Source organism: Campylobacter ureolyticus (assembly GCF_013372225.1).
Taxonomy (GTDB): domain Bacteria; phylum Campylobacterota; class Campylobacteria; order Campylobacterales; family Campylobacteraceae; genus Campylobacter_B; species Campylobacter_B ureolyticus.
On record NZ_CP053832.1, the window covers coordinates 1,211,313 to 1,228,709 of the forward strand.

Here is a 17,397-nt window from a genome sequence, read left to right on the forward strand (position 1 = left end):
AACATTCTAAATTTACAGCACTACATAAAAATCATCGATAAGATGATATTTAAAATTCCATCTTATTTTTTACTGTATTGAATGGGCTATATAACCTGTTTCTTTTGATATGGTGATAATGCCATTTTTATTTCCACCATCGCTTATTGTTATATTGCAATCATTTTGTAAAAGCCCTCTTTCACCAACCACGCCTAAAAAATTAGAATAAGGTCTTCCTATCTCATCAAATATTATCTCAGTTTGTCCATTATTTCCACATGTAGAAATTATGCTTGTTATGCCATATTTTCTTTCAAGATTTAGCTCAGGTGAGCCTGTTGGATTTAAGTCCTTGCCTGGTGCTTGTGGATTTTTAGCATTTGTATTTCCTGAAGTTATAGAATAACTATTATTATTAAAAGTTATTTTCCATCTGTTTCGATACCAGTTAGAATCTCTAGGATTATATTTATTATCTAGCATTGCAAGATGTTGTGTGTATCTTACATGTGAAGCTACTTGATTAGTTGCTTCAACTAAGGTATCTCTATCTACTCTAGGTATGACAGCAACAGCCAAAATACCAACAACAACTATTATCATAATAAGTTCAATCATTGTAAAAGCTTTTTTATAACACTTCATAAAAACCAACCTTTTTGTATAAATATTTAAAATTATAGCATATTTTTATAAAAACTTAGATAAAAAATCTATTCTATATTATATGTCACATATCCAGTTTCTGCATATATTGTAATAATAGCTTTTTTATCTGTGTCATCTATTAAAGTTATAGTGCAATTATCGTTTAAATATCTTTGCACGGATTCTTCATAAGTTATTTTATCATAATTACCAGTCGTAGCAACTTTTTGCATTGGTCTTCCTGTTTCATCAAATGAAATTGATTTATTCTTATTATTATTTTTAGTCCCTCCCCCGCAGCTTTGAGAGAAATTAATTTCTTTTATACCGTATTTTTTCTCTATATTTAAATTTGGATTTCTCTTTGCCTTATCAGAATTTGACATACCACTCCAACCAGCACTTAAATATCTATTTGGATTATTCGGATCTTTTGCCACTTCGTTTGATGAGTTTAAATTTCCACTTACTGTTGTATCGCTATAAATTTGATAAGTTAAGCAGTTTCCTTGGCAGCCATTTTTATTAATAGAGTAAGCATTTGCACTAAATTCTATCATCCACCTTTTTTTATACCAGTTAGGATCTTTTGGATTGTACTTATTATCCATCATTGCAAGGTGTTGTGTGTATCTTATGTGTGATACTATTTGATTTGTTGCTTCAAGTAAAGTATCTCTGTCTATTCTGGGTATAATGGCAATAGATAAAATCCCCACAACCACTATTATCATGATAAGCTCAATCATAGTAAAAGCTTTTTTATAAAACATATATAATCCTATAAAGTAATTTTATACATTGTATCAAAAAATATAAAACTCTGCTTTTAGGACTCCCATGTTCTTTATCTTTATAATATGCTTTGGATTTGTAATTGCCTCGCTAGATAAGATAAGACTTGAACCTCTTTCTATGCCATAAAATTTAAGCCTTAAAGCAAGTTCATCATCAAAAACTACAATTTTAGTTAAATCTAGTTTTTCTAACTCTTTTGCAAGCTCTTTTGCTATGTCGTATTTATAAATAAAATGTTTTTGTGGATTATTTTTAAAAAACAAAAAGTATTGAAGCTGATTAAAGACAAGAAACAAAGATGACAAAGCCAAACTAAAACCTAAAAAGAAAGCCAAAATATTATATTTTTTTCTAAATTTTGGAAGCCTAACTCTATAAGAATTAAAAAAAACTCTAATAATTAATGGCATTCCTATAACACAATATGGCAAAAACTCCTCTAGCTCAACCTTTTGCCTAAGAGATAGTATAAGACTTGCACAAAAAGAGGTTATAACTATAAACCAAAGGATATTTTTCTCCTCTTTTACCCAAATCCTATAAACACAGTAAATAAAAAATAAAAATAAAAGCGGTGAAAAAACAGCTGCATAAACACCAATAGTATCTAAAAAATAGCTTTTTGGCTTTCCGCTTATATTAAAATCATAAAAAATAAAAGTTAAAATAAAAAGTAAAAAAGAAGGTATAAAAAGTTTTTTCTCTTTTATATAAAGTCCATAGAAAAATACCCCTAAATACAATATATTGAAAGATTTATCTATAAAGACTGAAATAATTAAAATAAAAATGGCTAAATTTATCTTTTTAAGTTCAAATAAATACAAAAATAAAAGCGTGAAAAATATAGAAATACCTGCCATATTTACTAAAATTGCACTCGCCATAACTCCTGGCAAAAACATATATGAAACTACACAAAACAGCCTATCAATCTTTCTTTTTAAAAACTTTTTTGATAACTTATAAAGCAATATGGAATTTGCTAAACTAATCACTAAAAAAGGTAGTCTCAAAGCATAGTCATTTTGTCCAAAAATTTTACAAGATAAATTTATTATAAAATTTACTAAATTTGTGTCATTATAAAAAATCTTTGCCTCATAATAACTTATACTTAAATTTGAAATCGCATATAGCAATAAAATAGCATTTATTATAAAAATAAAGGCAAATAAAAAATTTTCACTCTTATAAATTTGATTAAAATTTCTCAATTTAAACTCTTTTTAAGCAGTATCGAAAAAATAAAAGATATAAAAAGCATAAAACTCATAAAAAATAAAAATCCACTCCAACCGGAATTTGTGTAGATAAACCCTGGTAAAAAGCTACCAATAGATCCACCAAGGTAATAAAAACTTACATAAAGTCCATTTGCAATTCCTTTATGATTTAGATTTATTAAATTTATATATCCAGAGCCACAAGTGTGCGATAAAAAGTTACCAAAACATACAACGAGCATAGCAAAAAACATAATATAAAAATTATGTGTATGAAGTAAAAATGTTCCTAAAATAAATATCACCACACCACAAATCATGCTGTTTTTACTGCCATTTAAAAATTTATTAATTTTAGAAATATTAAATGATATTATAAGTCCTATAAGCCAGCCTGCATACATAATTCCTGTTTTTGAACCGCTATAACTTCCATCAATTTTAACAAGCTCAAATGGTAAAAAATTAAGTACACCTTGAAAAGAGAAAAATATAAAATATATATATAAACAAATAAATGCATTTTCTTTTATTAAAAACATATTTTTTATATCACTTATTTTTGGTTTAATTAAATTTGAGCCTTTAGTACCGCTAATTTTTGTAACTAAAAACGATGCAATTAAAAGCAATATTCCAATTACAATAAAAAAAACTCTCCAATTTCCAAAAATATCGTTAAATAATCCAGATAAAAATCTACCCAAAAATCCACCTAAAATAGTTATTCCTATATAAATACCTATATTTTTACCAACAGAACTTTTTGGCGAGTTTATGGAAATATAACTCATTATCCCAGTCAAAGCAGCTGGAGCTATAAGTCCTTGGAGTCCTCTAATCATCAAAAGAGCTAAATAACTTGATGAAATTGCAAAAGCAATTTCTAAAATACCAAATATTAAAAAAGCAAAAATAAGTATCTTTTTAATAGCGAATTTTTCTAAAATATATCCGTAAAAAATACTTGCAAAAGCAAGAGGAGTTAAAATAGAAGTAGTAAAAAGAGAGGCTTGAAATTTAGAGATATTTAAAATCTCTTCAAATAATGGCTGCAATGGTTGGGTGGCATACATGACACAAAGTGTTAATATAGCACACAAATACATCACAAAAAGCTCAAATTTACTCACTTAAAATCCTTAAATTTAACTCCAAATTTTAAAATTCAAATTTTTGATTCAAAGGTGTCATTTTCCCAAAAAAACTCTATCCATTCATTGGCTTCTTTTACTGTGAAATCAGGCTTTATCAAAGCTCTTTCCTTAAAAAATAAAGTAGCTATTTTAAACTCAATCTTTGGGTATTTTTTGCTTAAAACCTTATGAATTTCAACCATACTTTCACCGCTATCTATCATATCATCAACTAAAACTACTCTTTTATAACTACTTAAATCAGGCACGTTAAAAATTTCAACCTCATCAAGCTTTTTTGTGTTATCATAATGAACTGAATTTAGTGCAAATAAATTTCTGCTTTTGAAAATTGTTGCTAAAAAATGTCCAGCTGTTAACCCCCCTCTTGCAATTGCAACAAAAGCATCTGGCTTAAAATTTTGATCAATTTTTTTTGCTAAATCTCTTATATCTTTATCAAATTCTTCATAACTGTAATAAACCATATTTTTTCCTATTTTATAATAAATGACAACAAGCTAATAAAAGCAAGAGTTAAAATTCCAATATTTATAGGCTCTCTCTTTACCAACTTTACAAAAAAGTAAGCCACAAATCCAAATGCCAAACCTGTTGTTATAGAATAAGTCAAAGGCATTAATATAACTATAAAAAACGCCGCAACAGCTGTAGCTTGGTCACTAAAATCTATTTTTGATAATTCACTAAACATTAAAACCCCAACCATAACCAATACTGGATAAATAGCATTTGGCGGAATTGCTTTAAAAAGTGGCAGCATGAATAAAGTTAAAATAAAAAACATTCCAGTAAATACCGCAGTCAAACCAGTTCTTCCACCTTCTTCTACTCCACTTGCACTTTCAGCAAAAGCCGTTGTTGTACTTGTTCCTAAAAATGAACTTGTAGTTGAACCAAGAGCATCGACCACCAAAGTTTTTTCAAATTTTTTCATACCATCCTTATCATCAAAAAGTCTTGCTCTATTTCCAACACCTGAAAGTGTTCCAAGTGAGTCAAAAAGCTGAGTTATAAAAAATGTAATTATTGCTGGAAGTAAAGCTAAGCTTAAAGCACTTTTCACATCAAGCTCTAAAAATATAGGAGTAATAGAACTTGGAAGTGAAAAAAAGCTAGTTGGATAAGGTGAAATTTTAAAAACCCAAGCAATTATTGAGGTTGTTAAAACAGCTATTATAAAGGCTCCTTTTACTCTTAATGCCCAAAAGCAAATCACCATTAAAAGTCCTAAAAGCCCAATTAAAGTATTTGTGTCGTGGAAATCACCTAAAGTCACAAGTGTTGCATCACTATGAACTATTATACCCATTTGCTTAAGCCCAACAAAACTTATAAAGGTCCCTATTCCAGCACTAATTGCAAGTCTTAAATCCTTTGGAATGCTTTTTAAAATCCAAACTCTAAACTGAGTGAAAGATAAAATTAAAAATATAAATCCACTTATAAAAACAACTCCCAAAGCTGTTTGCCAAGGAATTTTCATACCTAAAACAAGCCCAAAAGTAAAATAAGCATTAAGCCCCATTCCAACACTCATTGCAATTGGCGTATTTGCAATAATTCCATTTAAAACGGTTGCAAAAATTGTTATTAAAGCTGTTGCTGTAATGAGTGCTTCCATAGGCATTCCAGCATTACTCATAATTATTGCATTTACAGGAACTATATACATCATAGTTAAAAAAGTTGTAAATCCAGCACTAAACTCAGTTTTAACACTAGTTTGATTTTCTTTTAGTTTGAAAAAATCCATTAATAAACCTTTATTTCGTTATATAAACTATCCCTCTCAACAGGAATAAGCCCAGAGGTTTTAATAAGCTCTATAAAATCTCCAACTTGAGTGCCCTTATCACTACTTGCACCAGCACTACTTTGAATGCTTTCTTTTTCTATAGTGCCATCTAAATCATCACATCCAAACTCTTGCGCTACAAGTGCTAAATTTATAGTTGTTGTAGCCCAGTAAGATTTAATATGTTTAATATTATCAAGCATTAATCTTGAAATAGCAAATGTTTTTAAAATTTCAACTGATCCTAAAAACTCCTTTATTTTTAAATAATTATTATTTCTCTGATAAACAAGTGGAATAAATGCATTAAATCCACCTTTTTTGTTTTTAATAGCCTTATCTTGCACATCTCTAAGTCTTAACATATGATCAATTCTATTTGCCCTAGTTTCTAAATGTCCAAAAAGCATGGTTGCATTACTTTCATGCCCCATTTCATGCCAAATTTCATGTATTTTAAGCCACTCGTTGCTTTTTACCTTTCCATTGCAAATTTTTTTTCTAATCTCTTCATCAAATATTTCAGCTCCTCCACCAGGCATCGAATCAACACCGTAGCTAACCATTTTTTCTAAAACTTCTTCATAGCTAAAACCATTTTTTCTAGATAAAAAATCAACCTCAGCAGCTGTCATTGCCTTGATATGCAAAAAAGGATATTTTTCTTTTATTTTTTTAAAAATTTCTAAGTACCACTGCCAAGAAACATTTGGATTGTGAGCAGAGACGATATGAATTTCTTTTGTACCTCTTTTTACCGTTTCATCAACTATTTGCATAATCTCTTCATGACTCATGGTATAAGCTTTATCATTTTTTCTATGAGATGAAAAAGCACAAAATAAACAAACATCAGCACATAAATTTGTGGGGTTTATATGGCGATTTAAATTAAAATAAACTTTTTTGCCATTTATTTGCTCTCTTTTTTTATTAGCAAATTTTCCTAAAGTATAAAGATCAAAATCATAAAGCTTTAATCCATCTTCATACTCAAGTCTTATATCGTTTTCTAATTTTTCTAAAATTTCCATTTTTATCCTAAAAATAAAATTGAAATTACATTATAAGCCTTTTGCACTTAAAAAAGCTTTTATTTTTATAAATTTATGAATTTTAAAGCTAAATTTACTAAATTTGCCTTTGTTAAACTTAAATTTGTATAATGCTTAATTAAAAAATAAATATTTATTATATAAAAGGATAAATTTATGTGTGGTATAGTTGGCTATATTGGTCAAAAAGAGAAAAAAAATATAATATTAAACGGACTAAAAGAGCTTGAATATAGAGGGTACGATAGTTCAGGAATGGCTATTATGGATGAAAATGGAAAGATTGATTGTTTTAAAGCTGTTGGAAAAATAAAAAATTTAGAAGAAAAAACTAAAAATTTTAGTTCAATAGGACAAGGTATAGCAATAGGCCATACAAGATGGGCAACTCATGGTAAACCAACTGAAATAAATGCTCACCCGCATTTTGGAGAATATAGTTTTGTAATCCATAATGGCATCATAGAAAACTATAAGGAATTAAAAGATGAACTTGAAAAAGATGGTATTAAATTTTTAAGTCAAACAGATACAGAAGTCATAGTTAAACTATTTGAAAAGATAAATCAAAAAGAAAGTGACCCATTTAAGGCTTTTAAAAAAACTATTTCAAGGCTTATTGGGGCTTATGCGATACTTTTAATAACAAAAAAAGCAAATGGAGAGATATTTTTTGCAAAAAATGCAGTGCCTTTAATAGTTGGTAAAAATGATGATGGTGAAATCTTTTTTAGCTCATCAGATTCACCATTAATAGGATTTTTAAAAGATGTTGCGTACTTAGATGATAATACTTATGGCGTAGCTAAATTTAGTGATATTAAATTTTTTAAAGATGAAAATGAAATAAATCCTAGTAAAAAAACTCTTCCTAGCGATAGAAGTTTTGCTCAAAAAGAGGGTTTTAGATTTTTTATGGAAAAAGAAATTTATGAACAAAGCGTAGTTGCAACTGAAACACTAATGGGAAGAATAAAAAACAATCAAATTTATCTTGAAGAGCTTGATAAAGAGCTTTTTAATAACATTGATGAAGTTATAATGTGTGCTTGTGGAACAAGCTATCATGCAGCCTTAACAGCAAGCTATCTGTTTGAAAGAGTTGCAAAAATAAGAACAAAAGTTGAAGTTGCGAGTGAGTTTAGATACAAAGATCCAGTTTTAAGAAAAAACTCACTTTTTATAGTTATTTCTCAAAGTGGTGAAACAGCTGATACATTAGAGGCTTTAAAAATAGCTAAAGAAGCCGGTCTTAAAACTCTTGCAATTTGCAATGTTGATAATAGTTCAATTGTTCGACTTGCTGATAATACTCTTTTAACAAGAGCTGGAATTGAAAAAGGAGTTGCATCTACAAAGGCCTTTTCAACACAAGTTATAACGCTTTGGCTTGTTGTTTTATATCTAGCAAATTTAAATAAAACAATAAGTAAAAACGAATTTGAAAAAGAACTTAAAACTTTACTCAAAATTCCAAAAATTTTAGAAGTTCCATCTGATTTGCAAGAAAAACTTCACCGTTTAAGTAAGCACTATCTTCATGGGCATGGCTTTTTCTTTATAGGAAGAGATGTTTTTTATCCACTTGCACTTGAGGGGGCTTTAAAATTAAAGGAAATAAGTTATCTTCACGCAGAAGGATACGCAAGCGGAGAAATGAAGCATGGCCCAATTGCTCTTGTTGATGAAAAGCTCTACACAATTGCTTTAATGCCTGAAAATATGCTTTATGAAAAAACAAGAAGTAATGTTGAAGAAATTGTTGCAAGAGATGGATTTGTATTTGCACTTAGTCCAAAAGAGTTTGATTTAAGTGATGACTTTATAAAAACAAGCAAACAAGATCACTATATGAGCGAATTTTTTGAAATGCTTGTGATACTTCAAATTTTTGCACTTGAAGTTGCTATAAGACTTGGAAATGATGTTGATATGCCTAGAAACTTAGCTAAAAGCGTAACTGTGGAATAAAAAGAGTTAAATATGATTTTTAAAGATGACTTTATTTTTATCGAAAGAGAAATTTCACAAATTCCTTGGATTAAAATTTTTACAAATGATGGCAAAAAAGAACTTAGCTTTTGTGATAAAGATACTATAAATAGGCTTTTTGAAGCTGTTTTAATAAGTGAAAAAACTATGATAGAGTTTTATAAACCTAAAAAGATAAATATTGCCTCTTTTGCAAATTATGTTCCAAGAGTGCATTTTCATGTAATGGCAAGATTTGAAAATGACGATTTTTTTCCAGAGTCAATGTGGGGCAAAAAACAAAGAGATTCTAAGCTCATTTTGCCTGATTTTAATGAATTTACTAAAATTTTAATAAAAAATCTCAGCAAATAAATTTATAAAGCAAGAAATTATCTTGCTTTATAAAAACTAAATAAAAGTATTATAGATATCGTCTAAAAGTAAAAACTTCTTATCTAAAGTTCCTTTATAAAATGGAAGTAAGGTGCTTTCATAAGCTTGTTTGAAAAATCCTTCTTTGCTTAATTCCAAAATTGACTTATTAACAAATTTAATTAAATCTTTATTGTCTTTTTTTGCAGCTGCTGCAATAAAATCAATATTACCAACTATTTTTATAGACATTTCAAAATCAGGATCTAGCAATGGGATATATGCAACCAAAATATTTGTATGCAAATATGCATCGCCCTCTCCATTTGTTAACTTTTCAAAGCAATCCTTAGAATTAGAACAATAAACAAGATCAAAGTTAGAGATACCTTTTTCCTCTAACCATTCAATACTTGTGGTGCCCTTAATAACTAAAAGCTTAACATTATAGAGATCTTTAACAGTTTTTATATTTTTTGACTTGTGGCTTATAACAGCAAGATTACTTGATAAATAAGGCATTGAAAAAGAAACTTTTTTAGCTCTTTCATCGTTTTGGGTATAGTTTGCAACCAGCAAATCAACTTTATTACTATCTAGAAAAGGTATTCTATCATTTGCATTTACTCCGACTAATTCTATATATCCATTTTCTCCAACAAGTTTTTCTCCAAGTTTTTTAGCTAACTCGGCCTCAAAACCCTCAAATTCATTATTGCTGTTTAAAACAGAAAATGGCGGCTGTGATAATCTCACACCTATCCTAACTTTTTTAGTTCTTTGAATTGTAGCTAAGTCATTAGCAAAACCAAAAACACAAAAAAACAACAACAAAATAGCAGTTATTTTCTTAAACATTAAATCTCCTTATATATTTTTATAAATGAAAGGCATAATTTTATTTAAATTAATTTTAAAATTTGCTTAAATATATATCAATATATTTTAACATTTATTAAACATAAATTGTTATAATAATAAAACTTATTTATAAATTAAAAAAAGGATAAAAATGAGAAAAATTTTATTTTCACTTGCGGCTTGTTCGCTTTTAACATTTAGTCTTGCAAATGCAAAAGAATACGTAGTTGATACAGCTCACACAGATGTTGGGTTTAAAATAAAACATATGCAAATTAGCAATACAAAAGGAAATTTTGCTGATTTTAAAGGAGTTGTTGATTTTGATGAGCAAACTATGAAGTTAAACAAACTCGAAGCAACAATTCAAACAGCCTCAGTTGATACAGGAAATGAAGGAAGAGATGAGCATTTAAGAGATACTGACTTTTTTGATACTAAAAAATTTCCTGAAATGAAATTTGTAATGACTGAGTTTAAATTTGATGATGGTGAAAAAGATGAAGGTATTGTAAAAGGTGATTTAACAATAAAAGGCGTTACAAAACCTATCGAGCTTGAATATGAATTTGGCGGTATATCAAAAGGAGATGTTGAAAAAATAGGCTTTAATCTAAGTGGAAAAATAGATAGAACTGACTTTGGCGTTGGTGAAAAAAGCCTAGCAATTGGAAGCGAAGTAAAGCTTGATATTGAAATTGAAGCTGACGCAAAATAATATTTTTAGAAAAATCCAACTTAAGTTTTTAGGTTGGATTTATAAAACTATATCTAACATAACATTACCAATATAATTAAATGCTCTATTTGCGATTATATAAAATTAATTATGGCAATGACATAAATAAATTTGGTATAATTCCACTTTCAAGTCAAATAAAATACACAAAATAAATTTGTTTGATTTATAAAAATTAGAAAAGGAAGCAAAATCAAAACTTTTAGAAATTTAATAATTTTATTTTTTTCATTTTCTTTTTTACTTTTAGGATATATGTTTTTTGAGTATAAAATAGATCAAAGTGATGAAAAAATAAAAAGATTTTTTGATTTTAATGCTGAACTTCTTTTAAATACTATAGAAGAAGAAAGGCTTAATGTCCTTGCACTATCTCTAATTCTTTCCCAAAATGATGATATAAAAAGTTGTTTAAAATATGAAAATAGACAAACCTGTAAAAAAAATCTAAAATTTTATATATCGATTTTACAAAATGTTCCTTTATATAAGGATATTTTAATTCACCTACATTCAAATGATTTAAAAAGTGTAATTAGAAGCTGGGATGATGAAAAAAAGGGAGATGATTTAAGATATTTTAGACACACTATATATGAAACTAAACAAAATAAAACACCAACATCAGGAATAGAAATAGGAAAATGTGGAGTTTTTATAAGAGGAGTTTCTCCTGTTTTTGCAAATAATAATTTTTTAGGAAGCATTGAGGTTATGCTTGGCTTTAATCATCTTTATAATCTCTCAAAAAGACAAAAATATAATCTTTTAATCCTTATAAAGGATAACTATAAAATAGAATGTTTTAAAAACTCATATATAAAAATTCATGGCTTTAACATAATTGATAAAAACGATATAAATTTAAATATTTTGCCTTTTTTAGACAAAATAGACTTTAAAAATCGAAATTTTATTAAGCTTAAAAATGATTATTTTTACTCAAAAAAATTATATGATTTTAAAAATAATCATATTGGATACATTATAATGCACAAAAACTCCAAATCAAAAATTAATGATATTTTTTAAATATTATCTAAAAGTTTTTCTTCGTAGAGTGGAATTTTATAAGTAAAAATCGATCCTTTTTTAGGGGTTGATTTAACATCATATAAAATATCATTTTTATTGCAAATTTTCATAACTATATTTAGTCCTAATCCAAATCCACCCTGTGATTGATTTTGTCTTGTATATCTTTGCCAAATAGTATCAACATCTTTTATCCCACATCCAAAATCTTCAATTATAAAAATAGCAAAATTATCATCGCTTTTTAAATAAACATTTATTTTGCTACCCTCATTTGAGTATTTGATAGCATTTGATAGGTTATTATCAATCAATCTTGTTGCTTCAATCTCACTTAAAAATACCTTTAAATTTGGTGAAATTTCACTTACGATTTGTATTTTTTTACTATGAGCGATTGTACTTGAAAAACGAATTCTATTTTCTAAAAAATTAGAAAAATTTAAGACTTTTTTTGGAAATTTTATACGATCATTTTTTATAAAAAACTCAACATCTTCATAGGTGATTTTCATCTGTTTTAAGGCTGCTTTTATACGGTGTGTTTGTTTATTTTTTGTTTTTAAAATTTCTAAATTTATACTTGCAACTCCAAGTGGAGTCTTAAGCTCATGCATAGCATCATTAAAAAATGTATTCATCATCTTTTTTTGCTCTAAATGTGGCTTTGTTATACTTACATAGACAAAATACATAACCAACATACTAGCCATTATTGTTATTGCAAGCATAAACAAAGCTAAAAGAACAATTCTTTCATAACTAATTTCTTTGCTAATTATTAAAAAGTAAAACCCATCATCATAAAAAAAGAAATCTTTATAAAATAAATTTTGCTTAAAATTTAGCTCATTAAAGTCAAAATTTGGCGGTAAAATAGTTAAATTTGAAAATACAATATTTAAATTTTTATCTAAAATAGCATATTTATAAATCAAATTTGAACTAAAATTTATAGAGCTTACATTGGATTTTACTTCGTTGCTTTTTGCTATTAAATCAAATAAATTATCTTTTTCAAGCTCTTTTTTTGCCAAATTTATAATTTGCAAGCCTTGCAAAACAAACATAAAAGCAACTATAAAAGTGGCGATTAATGGTATTTTAATCGTTCTTAACATTTATTTTATATCCAAGCCCTCTTTTTGAAAGTATAAAACTTTTACTAGTTTTTTGGCGAATTTTCATAATATGCATTCTAATATCAACGCTTTCATAATCTTGCAAAATTTCATCTATCATCTCGCCAATACTTACAAAGCTATCTTTTTTCAAAATCAAATATTCTAAAATTTCATTTTCTTTTTGGCTTAAATTTATAATTTGATCTTTAAATTTAATATTTTTTGATGATGAGTTATAATAAAACTCATCATCTATTTTTATAATATTTTTATCATTTTTTAAATAATATTTTCTCATAAGTTCATTTACTCTAAACTTAAGTTCAGCAATGTCAAATGGCTTTTTAAGATACTCATTACACCCTAAAGAATAGCCAATCTCCATATCATCAATATCTATTAAAGATGTCATTATCATAATAGGCGTGTTTAAATTTAAACTTTTTGCATATTTCATCACTTCATGGCCTGAAATTTCAGGAACTTTAATGTCAAGTATCAAAAGATGATAAAAGTTATCTTTTATTTTATCACAAGCCTCTAAGCCATTACTTGCCTCATCAACTTCATAGCCAAGACTTTCTAAATACTCAGCTATTGTTTTTCTATAGCTATAATCATCTTCTAATAAAAGTATCTTCAAAAAAGTTCCTTTTAAAATATTTTAAATTCCCAAACAGACCTGCCCAGCATAAACAAAGAAATACCTCAAACAAACAACACCTGTTATTATGGCAAATGAATCAAGCACAATAAAAACTGGTCTATAAGCGTGACTTTTAAGTGCAGTTGAAGCTATAATAATTGGGGTTATAAGTCCTATTAACACAACTCCAAACCAAAACAAAACTCCATAAGTTTGATGAGTTAAAGCTTCTTTTGCAGAAACAGCACTATTTCCACCTTCAAAATACAGTCCCAAAAATAAAATGATTAAAAGCGGTATTTCAAAAACAACTGCTCTTAAATCAATTTTTAAAAGATATTTTATACTATCTTTATTCAAATTTCCTTTAAAAAATATAATACCAACTAAAACTGTTGTTGCAATTCCACTTGAAAAACCTGATAGCAAAAATAAAATAGGCAAAACAGGAGTATTCCAAAGTGGTATTTTATATGCAGCACCAAGTAAAAATCCAGTATAAAGACCAACGCAAAGTGCTAAAATAAAAATTAAATACTCTACGTATTTTGCTAAATTAGAAAAAACTCTTATTAATTTTGTAACTGGTCTTAAAAAAGCTAAAAATTTAGACTTTTCTATCTCATTTTCAAAAATAATTACTGCAAACAAATAACTAAGCGGTGTAAATATCAGTAGGCAAATTACACCTATACTCATAACAGAGGTTAAGTTATATTTAATTAAAATCCAATAAAAACTAAGCGGCTTACTAAGCTCAGCTATTAATAGCAAAAGTCCAATAGTTATAGCAATAGGAGCAACTAATGCGCCAGCTTTTACCATTGCATCCCAAATCGAGTTTGTATTATCACTATGCCAGTTCCACTTAACAAGAAGTGATATAATTATAGCTCCTGCACTAAGCCCTGCTAAGACTAAATATATTGCAATGTACCAGCCCCAATGAATTTCACTATATTGAGTCATACTTCCCCACATATTATTCATAACGACCTCCTTTTTTATTCTCTATGAAGCCCAAATTTGGTTTTGTTCCATGATAAGCTTTAGGTATTTTTATAGCATTTTTAGAAGCTATTTTTCTAACTGGACTTTGTGGATCATTGATATCGCCAAATATTAATGCATCTGTTGGACAGACACTAACACAAGCTGGATCCAAACCTCCACTAACTCTTGTTTCAAAACAAAAAGTGCACTTATCAACTGCTTTTGTGATAGGATCTATAAACCTTGCATCGTAAGGACAGGCTAAAATACAATATTTACAACCTATACAGGTTCTTTTATCTACCATAGTTATACCATTATCTAATTTAAAACTAGCTCCTGTTGGACAAACATCAACACAAGGACTATTATCACACATAACACAACTATGTCTTGTAAAATCCATCTTTAAATATGGAAACTCACCTTTTAATTTTGCATGAACTTGAAGTCTATAAACACCATCTGAGACTTCATTTTCATTTCTGCAAGCAACTGAACATGCCTGACATCCAATACATAAATTTTCATCATGAATCATTGCATATTTTTTCATATTTTTTCCTTTAAGCCTTACTTATTTCAACACCAACATTTGTCACCATTGTCCCACAAACCGCGCCAGAAACAGGGTTTAATAACTTACTTTGATTTAGTCCATCACCAAAGGTTCTTTTAAGCCCTTGGCTAATATGCCCAAATCCATGATATACAAATAATGTATCTTCTCTAATACCTTCTGTCACCATAACGTTTGCATAAGCACTTGCGAATTTGCTTTTTACTAAAACTCTATCTCCTGTTTTTAGTCCTCTTTTTTTGGCTGCCTTTGGATGTATCCAAATAGGTGATTGACTCATCATATCATTTAATACTTTTATGTTTTGCGTATGTGCATTTGTATGAATTGGAGTTTTTCCGCTAGTTAAGCAAAGCTCAAATCCATCATAAGTATCCATATTATTTATATTTAAACAACCCTCACCTGGAAGCATCTTTTCAACTTCCTCACAAAATAACTCTATTTTTCCGCTTGGAGTTTTAAACTTCATCTTAGAACTCATAAACCCATCTTCATCGACAAATTTAGCAGCTTCTGGATATTTACTAACAAATTGACTAACTGATTTTTTATCCATATAATAAAGTCTTGGAGCATCAAATTTAACATAACCATCTTTTATCAAATCTGCTAGAAGCTTATGATTTCCCTTTACTTGCTTCATTCTAAGCTCATCAATATCCTCCCACTCATAGTTTTGGTCAATATTCATACGTCTTGCAAGTTCTCTAAAAATTTCAAAGCCATTTTTTGTATCACCAATTGGCTCAATTGCTTTATTTCTAAGTGCATAAGCAACTCCTGTACCACTTTTATCTTGAATACTTTCATCTCTTTCTAGATATGTGCTTTCAGGCAAAATAACATCAGCAAAATAGCTAAAATCATTCATATAAATATCAACTGAAAGTATAAAATCAAGTTTTTTTATCGCTTCAATAGTTTTTTCCTCACCAGCAACATTCATTGGATGATTAAATCTCGTATTTACCCAGCCTTTTACAGGATAAGGTTTTTCACTTAATATCGCAGGTGCTATCTCCATTAAAATTCCATGTTTTCTTGGGATAAAAAAGTATTTACCCTCTTCTCCAGCACCATCAATCCTTGGATCTTTTGGAACTTTAAAATTTTTATTTAAATTTGCTAAAGTTGGATAAATTTCACTTCCACAAAGTTCGTTATAAGTATTTGCTTTTTTTGCAAATCCGATACCACCTTTTTTTTCAAAATTTCCCATCAAGGCATTTGCTATTGCAATTGCTCTTGTTCTTTGATACTCAGCCCTTGTAGTTGTTGTTTTATGTCCCCAATCAATTACAACTGCTGGAGCCGCAGCCCAAATTTCATTTGCAATTCGCTCAACACTTGAAGCTTTAATACCAGTTAGGTTTTCTTGCCACTGTGGGGTTGCATCTTTTACAGCCTCTTTTAAATTTTCAAGTCCTACTGTATATTTTTCAACAAATTCTTTATCATATTTTCCATCTCTTAGCCAAATATGAATTAAACTCATAACAAAAGCTAAATCTGTTCCTGGTCTTACTGGAAGCCACTCATCTGCTTTTGCTGCAACTACGCTAAATCTTGGCTCTAAAACCAAAAGTTTTGTATCTTCTCTAGCTGCATTTTTTGCAAGTGCTTTTGTATTTGAAATAACAATGCCCTCAAATAAGTTATGACCGAAATTGACTATATATTTTGCATTTTTATAATCAATTTTTGGAGTAAAGCCATAAGTATGAGGAACAGCTATTTTTTCAGTTATTGGACAGCAAGACCAATGAGAAAAAATATTTGGACTTCCATAACTACAGGCAAAATTTGCCATTTCCGTGTGAGAATCTCCACTTTTTGACGTAAAAATAACTGATTTTGCACCATATTTTTCTTTTAACTCATTTAATTTTTTAACGCAATATTCATACGCCTCTTCCCAAGTTGCTTCTCTAAATTTTCCGCTTCCTCTTTCTCCATCTCTTATTAAAGGTTTTACTAATCTTTCCTTATCATAAAGCTGATTAATTCCTGCTCCGCCTCTTGCACAAACGGATGTTTTATTGGCTGGGAATTTTGGATTTCCACTTATAAAATCACACTTTCCATCTCTAACTCTAACCTCGATTTGACATCTTGATGAGCACATTTCACAAATGCTTCCTACTTTTTTGCTAGCTCCACCAACAACATCTGTTATGCCAGCATTTAGCTTTAAAGATGCCAAAGTCCCAACAGCAAAACTTGTTTTTAAAAGTCTCGCCTTCTAAAATCACTTTCAAATTTGCTCATGACATTCCTTTTTTTAAAAAATACTTAATATCATTAAGATAATATAATTTTTCTGTAAAATTAATGTAAAAATGATATTTGAAGTTGTGTTGATTATTTGTTAAAAAAGTGTATAATCATATATAAATTCAAAATAAA

Annotated in this window: 17 protein-coding genes; 4 read left to right on the top strand and 13 right to left on the bottom strand. The window is 28.5% G+C overall.

The annotated features are described in order from the left end of the window. Nucleotides 1-69: 69 nt before the first annotated feature. The 7 genes from CURT_RS06200 to mqnE form a co-directional block, all read right to left on the bottom strand. Nucleotides 70-627 (bottom strand): pilus assembly FimT family protein, encoded by a 558-nt coding sequence (locus CURT_RS06200; protein ID WP_018713671.1) that lies wholly within the window; start codon nucleotides 625-627, stop codon nucleotides 70-72. Nucleotides 628-695: 68 nt separating this feature from the next. Continuing rightward, a complete protein-coding gene (locus CURT_RS06205; RefSeq protein ID WP_018713670.1) occupies nucleotides 696-1,403 on the bottom strand; it encodes a pilus assembly FimT family protein in 708 nt (235 codons plus the stop codon). Nucleotides 1,404-1,436: 33 nt separating this feature from the next. After that, nucleotides 1,437-2,645 (bottom strand): glycosyltransferase family 39 protein, encoded by a 1,209-nt coding sequence (locus tag CURT_RS06210; protein WP_018713669.1) that lies wholly within the window; start codon nucleotides 2,643-2,645, stop codon nucleotides 1,437-1,439. Continuing rightward, nucleotides 2,642-3,787: an MFS transporter gene (locus CURT_RS06215; protein WP_018713668.1), complete on the bottom strand. Its 1,146-nt coding sequence runs from the start codon at nucleotides 3,785-3,787 to the stop codon at nucleotides 2,642-2,644. The genes CURT_RS06210 and CURT_RS06215 overlap by 4 nt, the downstream gene beginning before the upstream one ends. 35 nt (nucleotides 3,788-3,822) lie before the next feature. Continuing rightward, nucleotides 3,823-4,278 (bottom strand): phosphoribosyltransferase, encoded by a 456-nt coding sequence (locus CURT_RS06220; RefSeq protein WP_018713667.1) that lies wholly within the window; start codon nucleotides 4,276-4,278, stop codon nucleotides 3,823-3,825. Nucleotides 4,279-4,286: 8 nt separating this feature from the next. Beyond that, nucleotides 4,287-5,567, bottom strand: a complete 1,281-nt coding sequence (locus CURT_RS06225; RefSeq protein WP_018713666.1) for an NCS2 family permease — start codon at nucleotides 5,565-5,567, stop codon at nucleotides 4,287-4,289. Beyond that, a complete protein-coding gene (mqnE, locus tag CURT_RS06230) occupies nucleotides 5,567-6,643 on the bottom strand; it encodes an aminofutalosine synthase MqnE (RefSeq protein ID WP_018713665.1) in 1,077 nt (358 codons plus the stop codon). Before mqnE ends, CURT_RS06225 begins: the two co-directional genes overlap by 1 nt. A gap of 177 nt (nucleotides 6,644-6,820) precedes the next feature. Here mqnE and glmS point away from each other — a divergent pair, with 177 nt between their 5' ends. Both glmS and CURT_RS06240 read left to right on the top strand, forming a co-directional pair. Continuing rightward, nucleotides 6,821-8,635, top strand: coding sequence for a glutamine--fructose-6-phosphate transaminase (isomerizing) (gene glmS, locus CURT_RS06235; protein ID WP_018713664.1), 1,815 nt, complete (start codon nucleotides 6,821-6,823; stop codon nucleotides 8,633-8,635). Between the two features lie 12 nt (nucleotides 8,636-8,647). Continuing rightward, the gene (locus tag CURT_RS06240) at nucleotides 8,648-9,010 is read left to right on the top strand and encodes an HIT family protein (protein WP_018713663.1); all 363 of its coding nucleotides are present in this window, start codon (nucleotides 8,648-8,650) and stop codon (nucleotides 9,008-9,010) included. A gap of 36 nt (nucleotides 9,011-9,046) precedes the next feature. Here the strand turns inward: CURT_RS06240 and CURT_RS06245 are convergent, their stop codons facing one another. Continuing rightward, entirely contained in the window at nucleotides 9,047-9,868 is an 822-nt protein-coding gene (locus tag CURT_RS06245; RefSeq protein WP_018713662.1) for a transporter substrate-binding domain-containing protein, read from the bottom strand. Nucleotides 9,869-10,022: 154 nt separating this feature from the next. Between CURT_RS06245 and CURT_RS06250 the strand changes: the two genes are divergently transcribed. Further along, on the top strand, nucleotides 10,023-10,589 hold the full coding sequence (locus CURT_RS06250; protein WP_018713661.1) for a YceI family protein: 567 nt from the start codon (nucleotides 10,023-10,025) through the stop codon (nucleotides 10,587-10,589). Nucleotides 10,590-10,865: 276 nt separating this feature from the next. Further along, nucleotides 10,866-11,642: a cache domain-containing protein gene (locus CURT_RS06255; RefSeq protein ID WP_018713660.1), complete on the top strand. Its 777-nt coding sequence runs from the start codon at nucleotides 10,866-10,868 to the stop codon at nucleotides 11,640-11,642. Here CURT_RS06255 and CURT_RS09480 read toward each other — a convergent pair. The 5 genes from CURT_RS09480 to phsA are packed head-to-tail and all read right to left on the bottom strand — an operon-like array spanning nucleotide 11,639 to nucleotide 17,194. Further along, nucleotides 11,639-12,766 carry a sensor histidine kinase gene (locus tag CURT_RS09480; RefSeq protein ID WP_018713659.1) on the bottom strand — a complete coding sequence of 376 codons (1,128 nt, stop codon included), beginning with the start codon at nucleotides 12,764-12,766 and terminating at the stop codon, nucleotides 11,639-11,641. The genes CURT_RS06255 and CURT_RS09480 overlap by 4 nt on opposite strands. Further along, a complete protein-coding gene (locus CURT_RS06265) occupies nucleotides 12,750-13,412 on the bottom strand; it encodes a response regulator transcription factor (protein ID WP_018713658.1) in 663 nt (220 codons plus the stop codon). The genes CURT_RS09480 and CURT_RS06265 overlap by 17 nt, the downstream gene beginning before the upstream one ends. A 21-nt stretch (nucleotides 13,413-13,433) precedes the next feature. Beyond that, nucleotides 13,434-14,405, bottom strand: a complete 972-nt coding sequence (gene nrfD / locus CURT_RS06270) for an NrfD/PsrC family molybdoenzyme membrane anchor subunit (RefSeq protein ID WP_018713657.1) — start codon at nucleotides 14,403-14,405, stop codon at nucleotides 13,434-13,436. After that, complete coding sequence (locus CURT_RS06275; RefSeq protein WP_018713656.1) at nucleotides 14,398-14,964, bottom strand: 4Fe-4S dicluster domain-containing protein; 567 nt, start codon at nucleotides 14,962-14,964, stop codon at nucleotides 14,398-14,400. The genes nrfD and CURT_RS06275 overlap by 8 nt, the downstream gene beginning before the upstream one ends. Nucleotides 14,965-14,974: 10 nt before the next feature. After that, on the bottom strand, nucleotides 14,975-17,194 hold the full coding sequence (phsA, locus tag CURT_RS06280) for a thiosulfate reductase PhsA (RefSeq protein WP_115651847.1): 2,220 nt from the start codon (nucleotides 17,192-17,194) through the stop codon (nucleotides 14,975-14,977). Nucleotides 17,195-17,397: the final 203 nt, after the last annotated feature.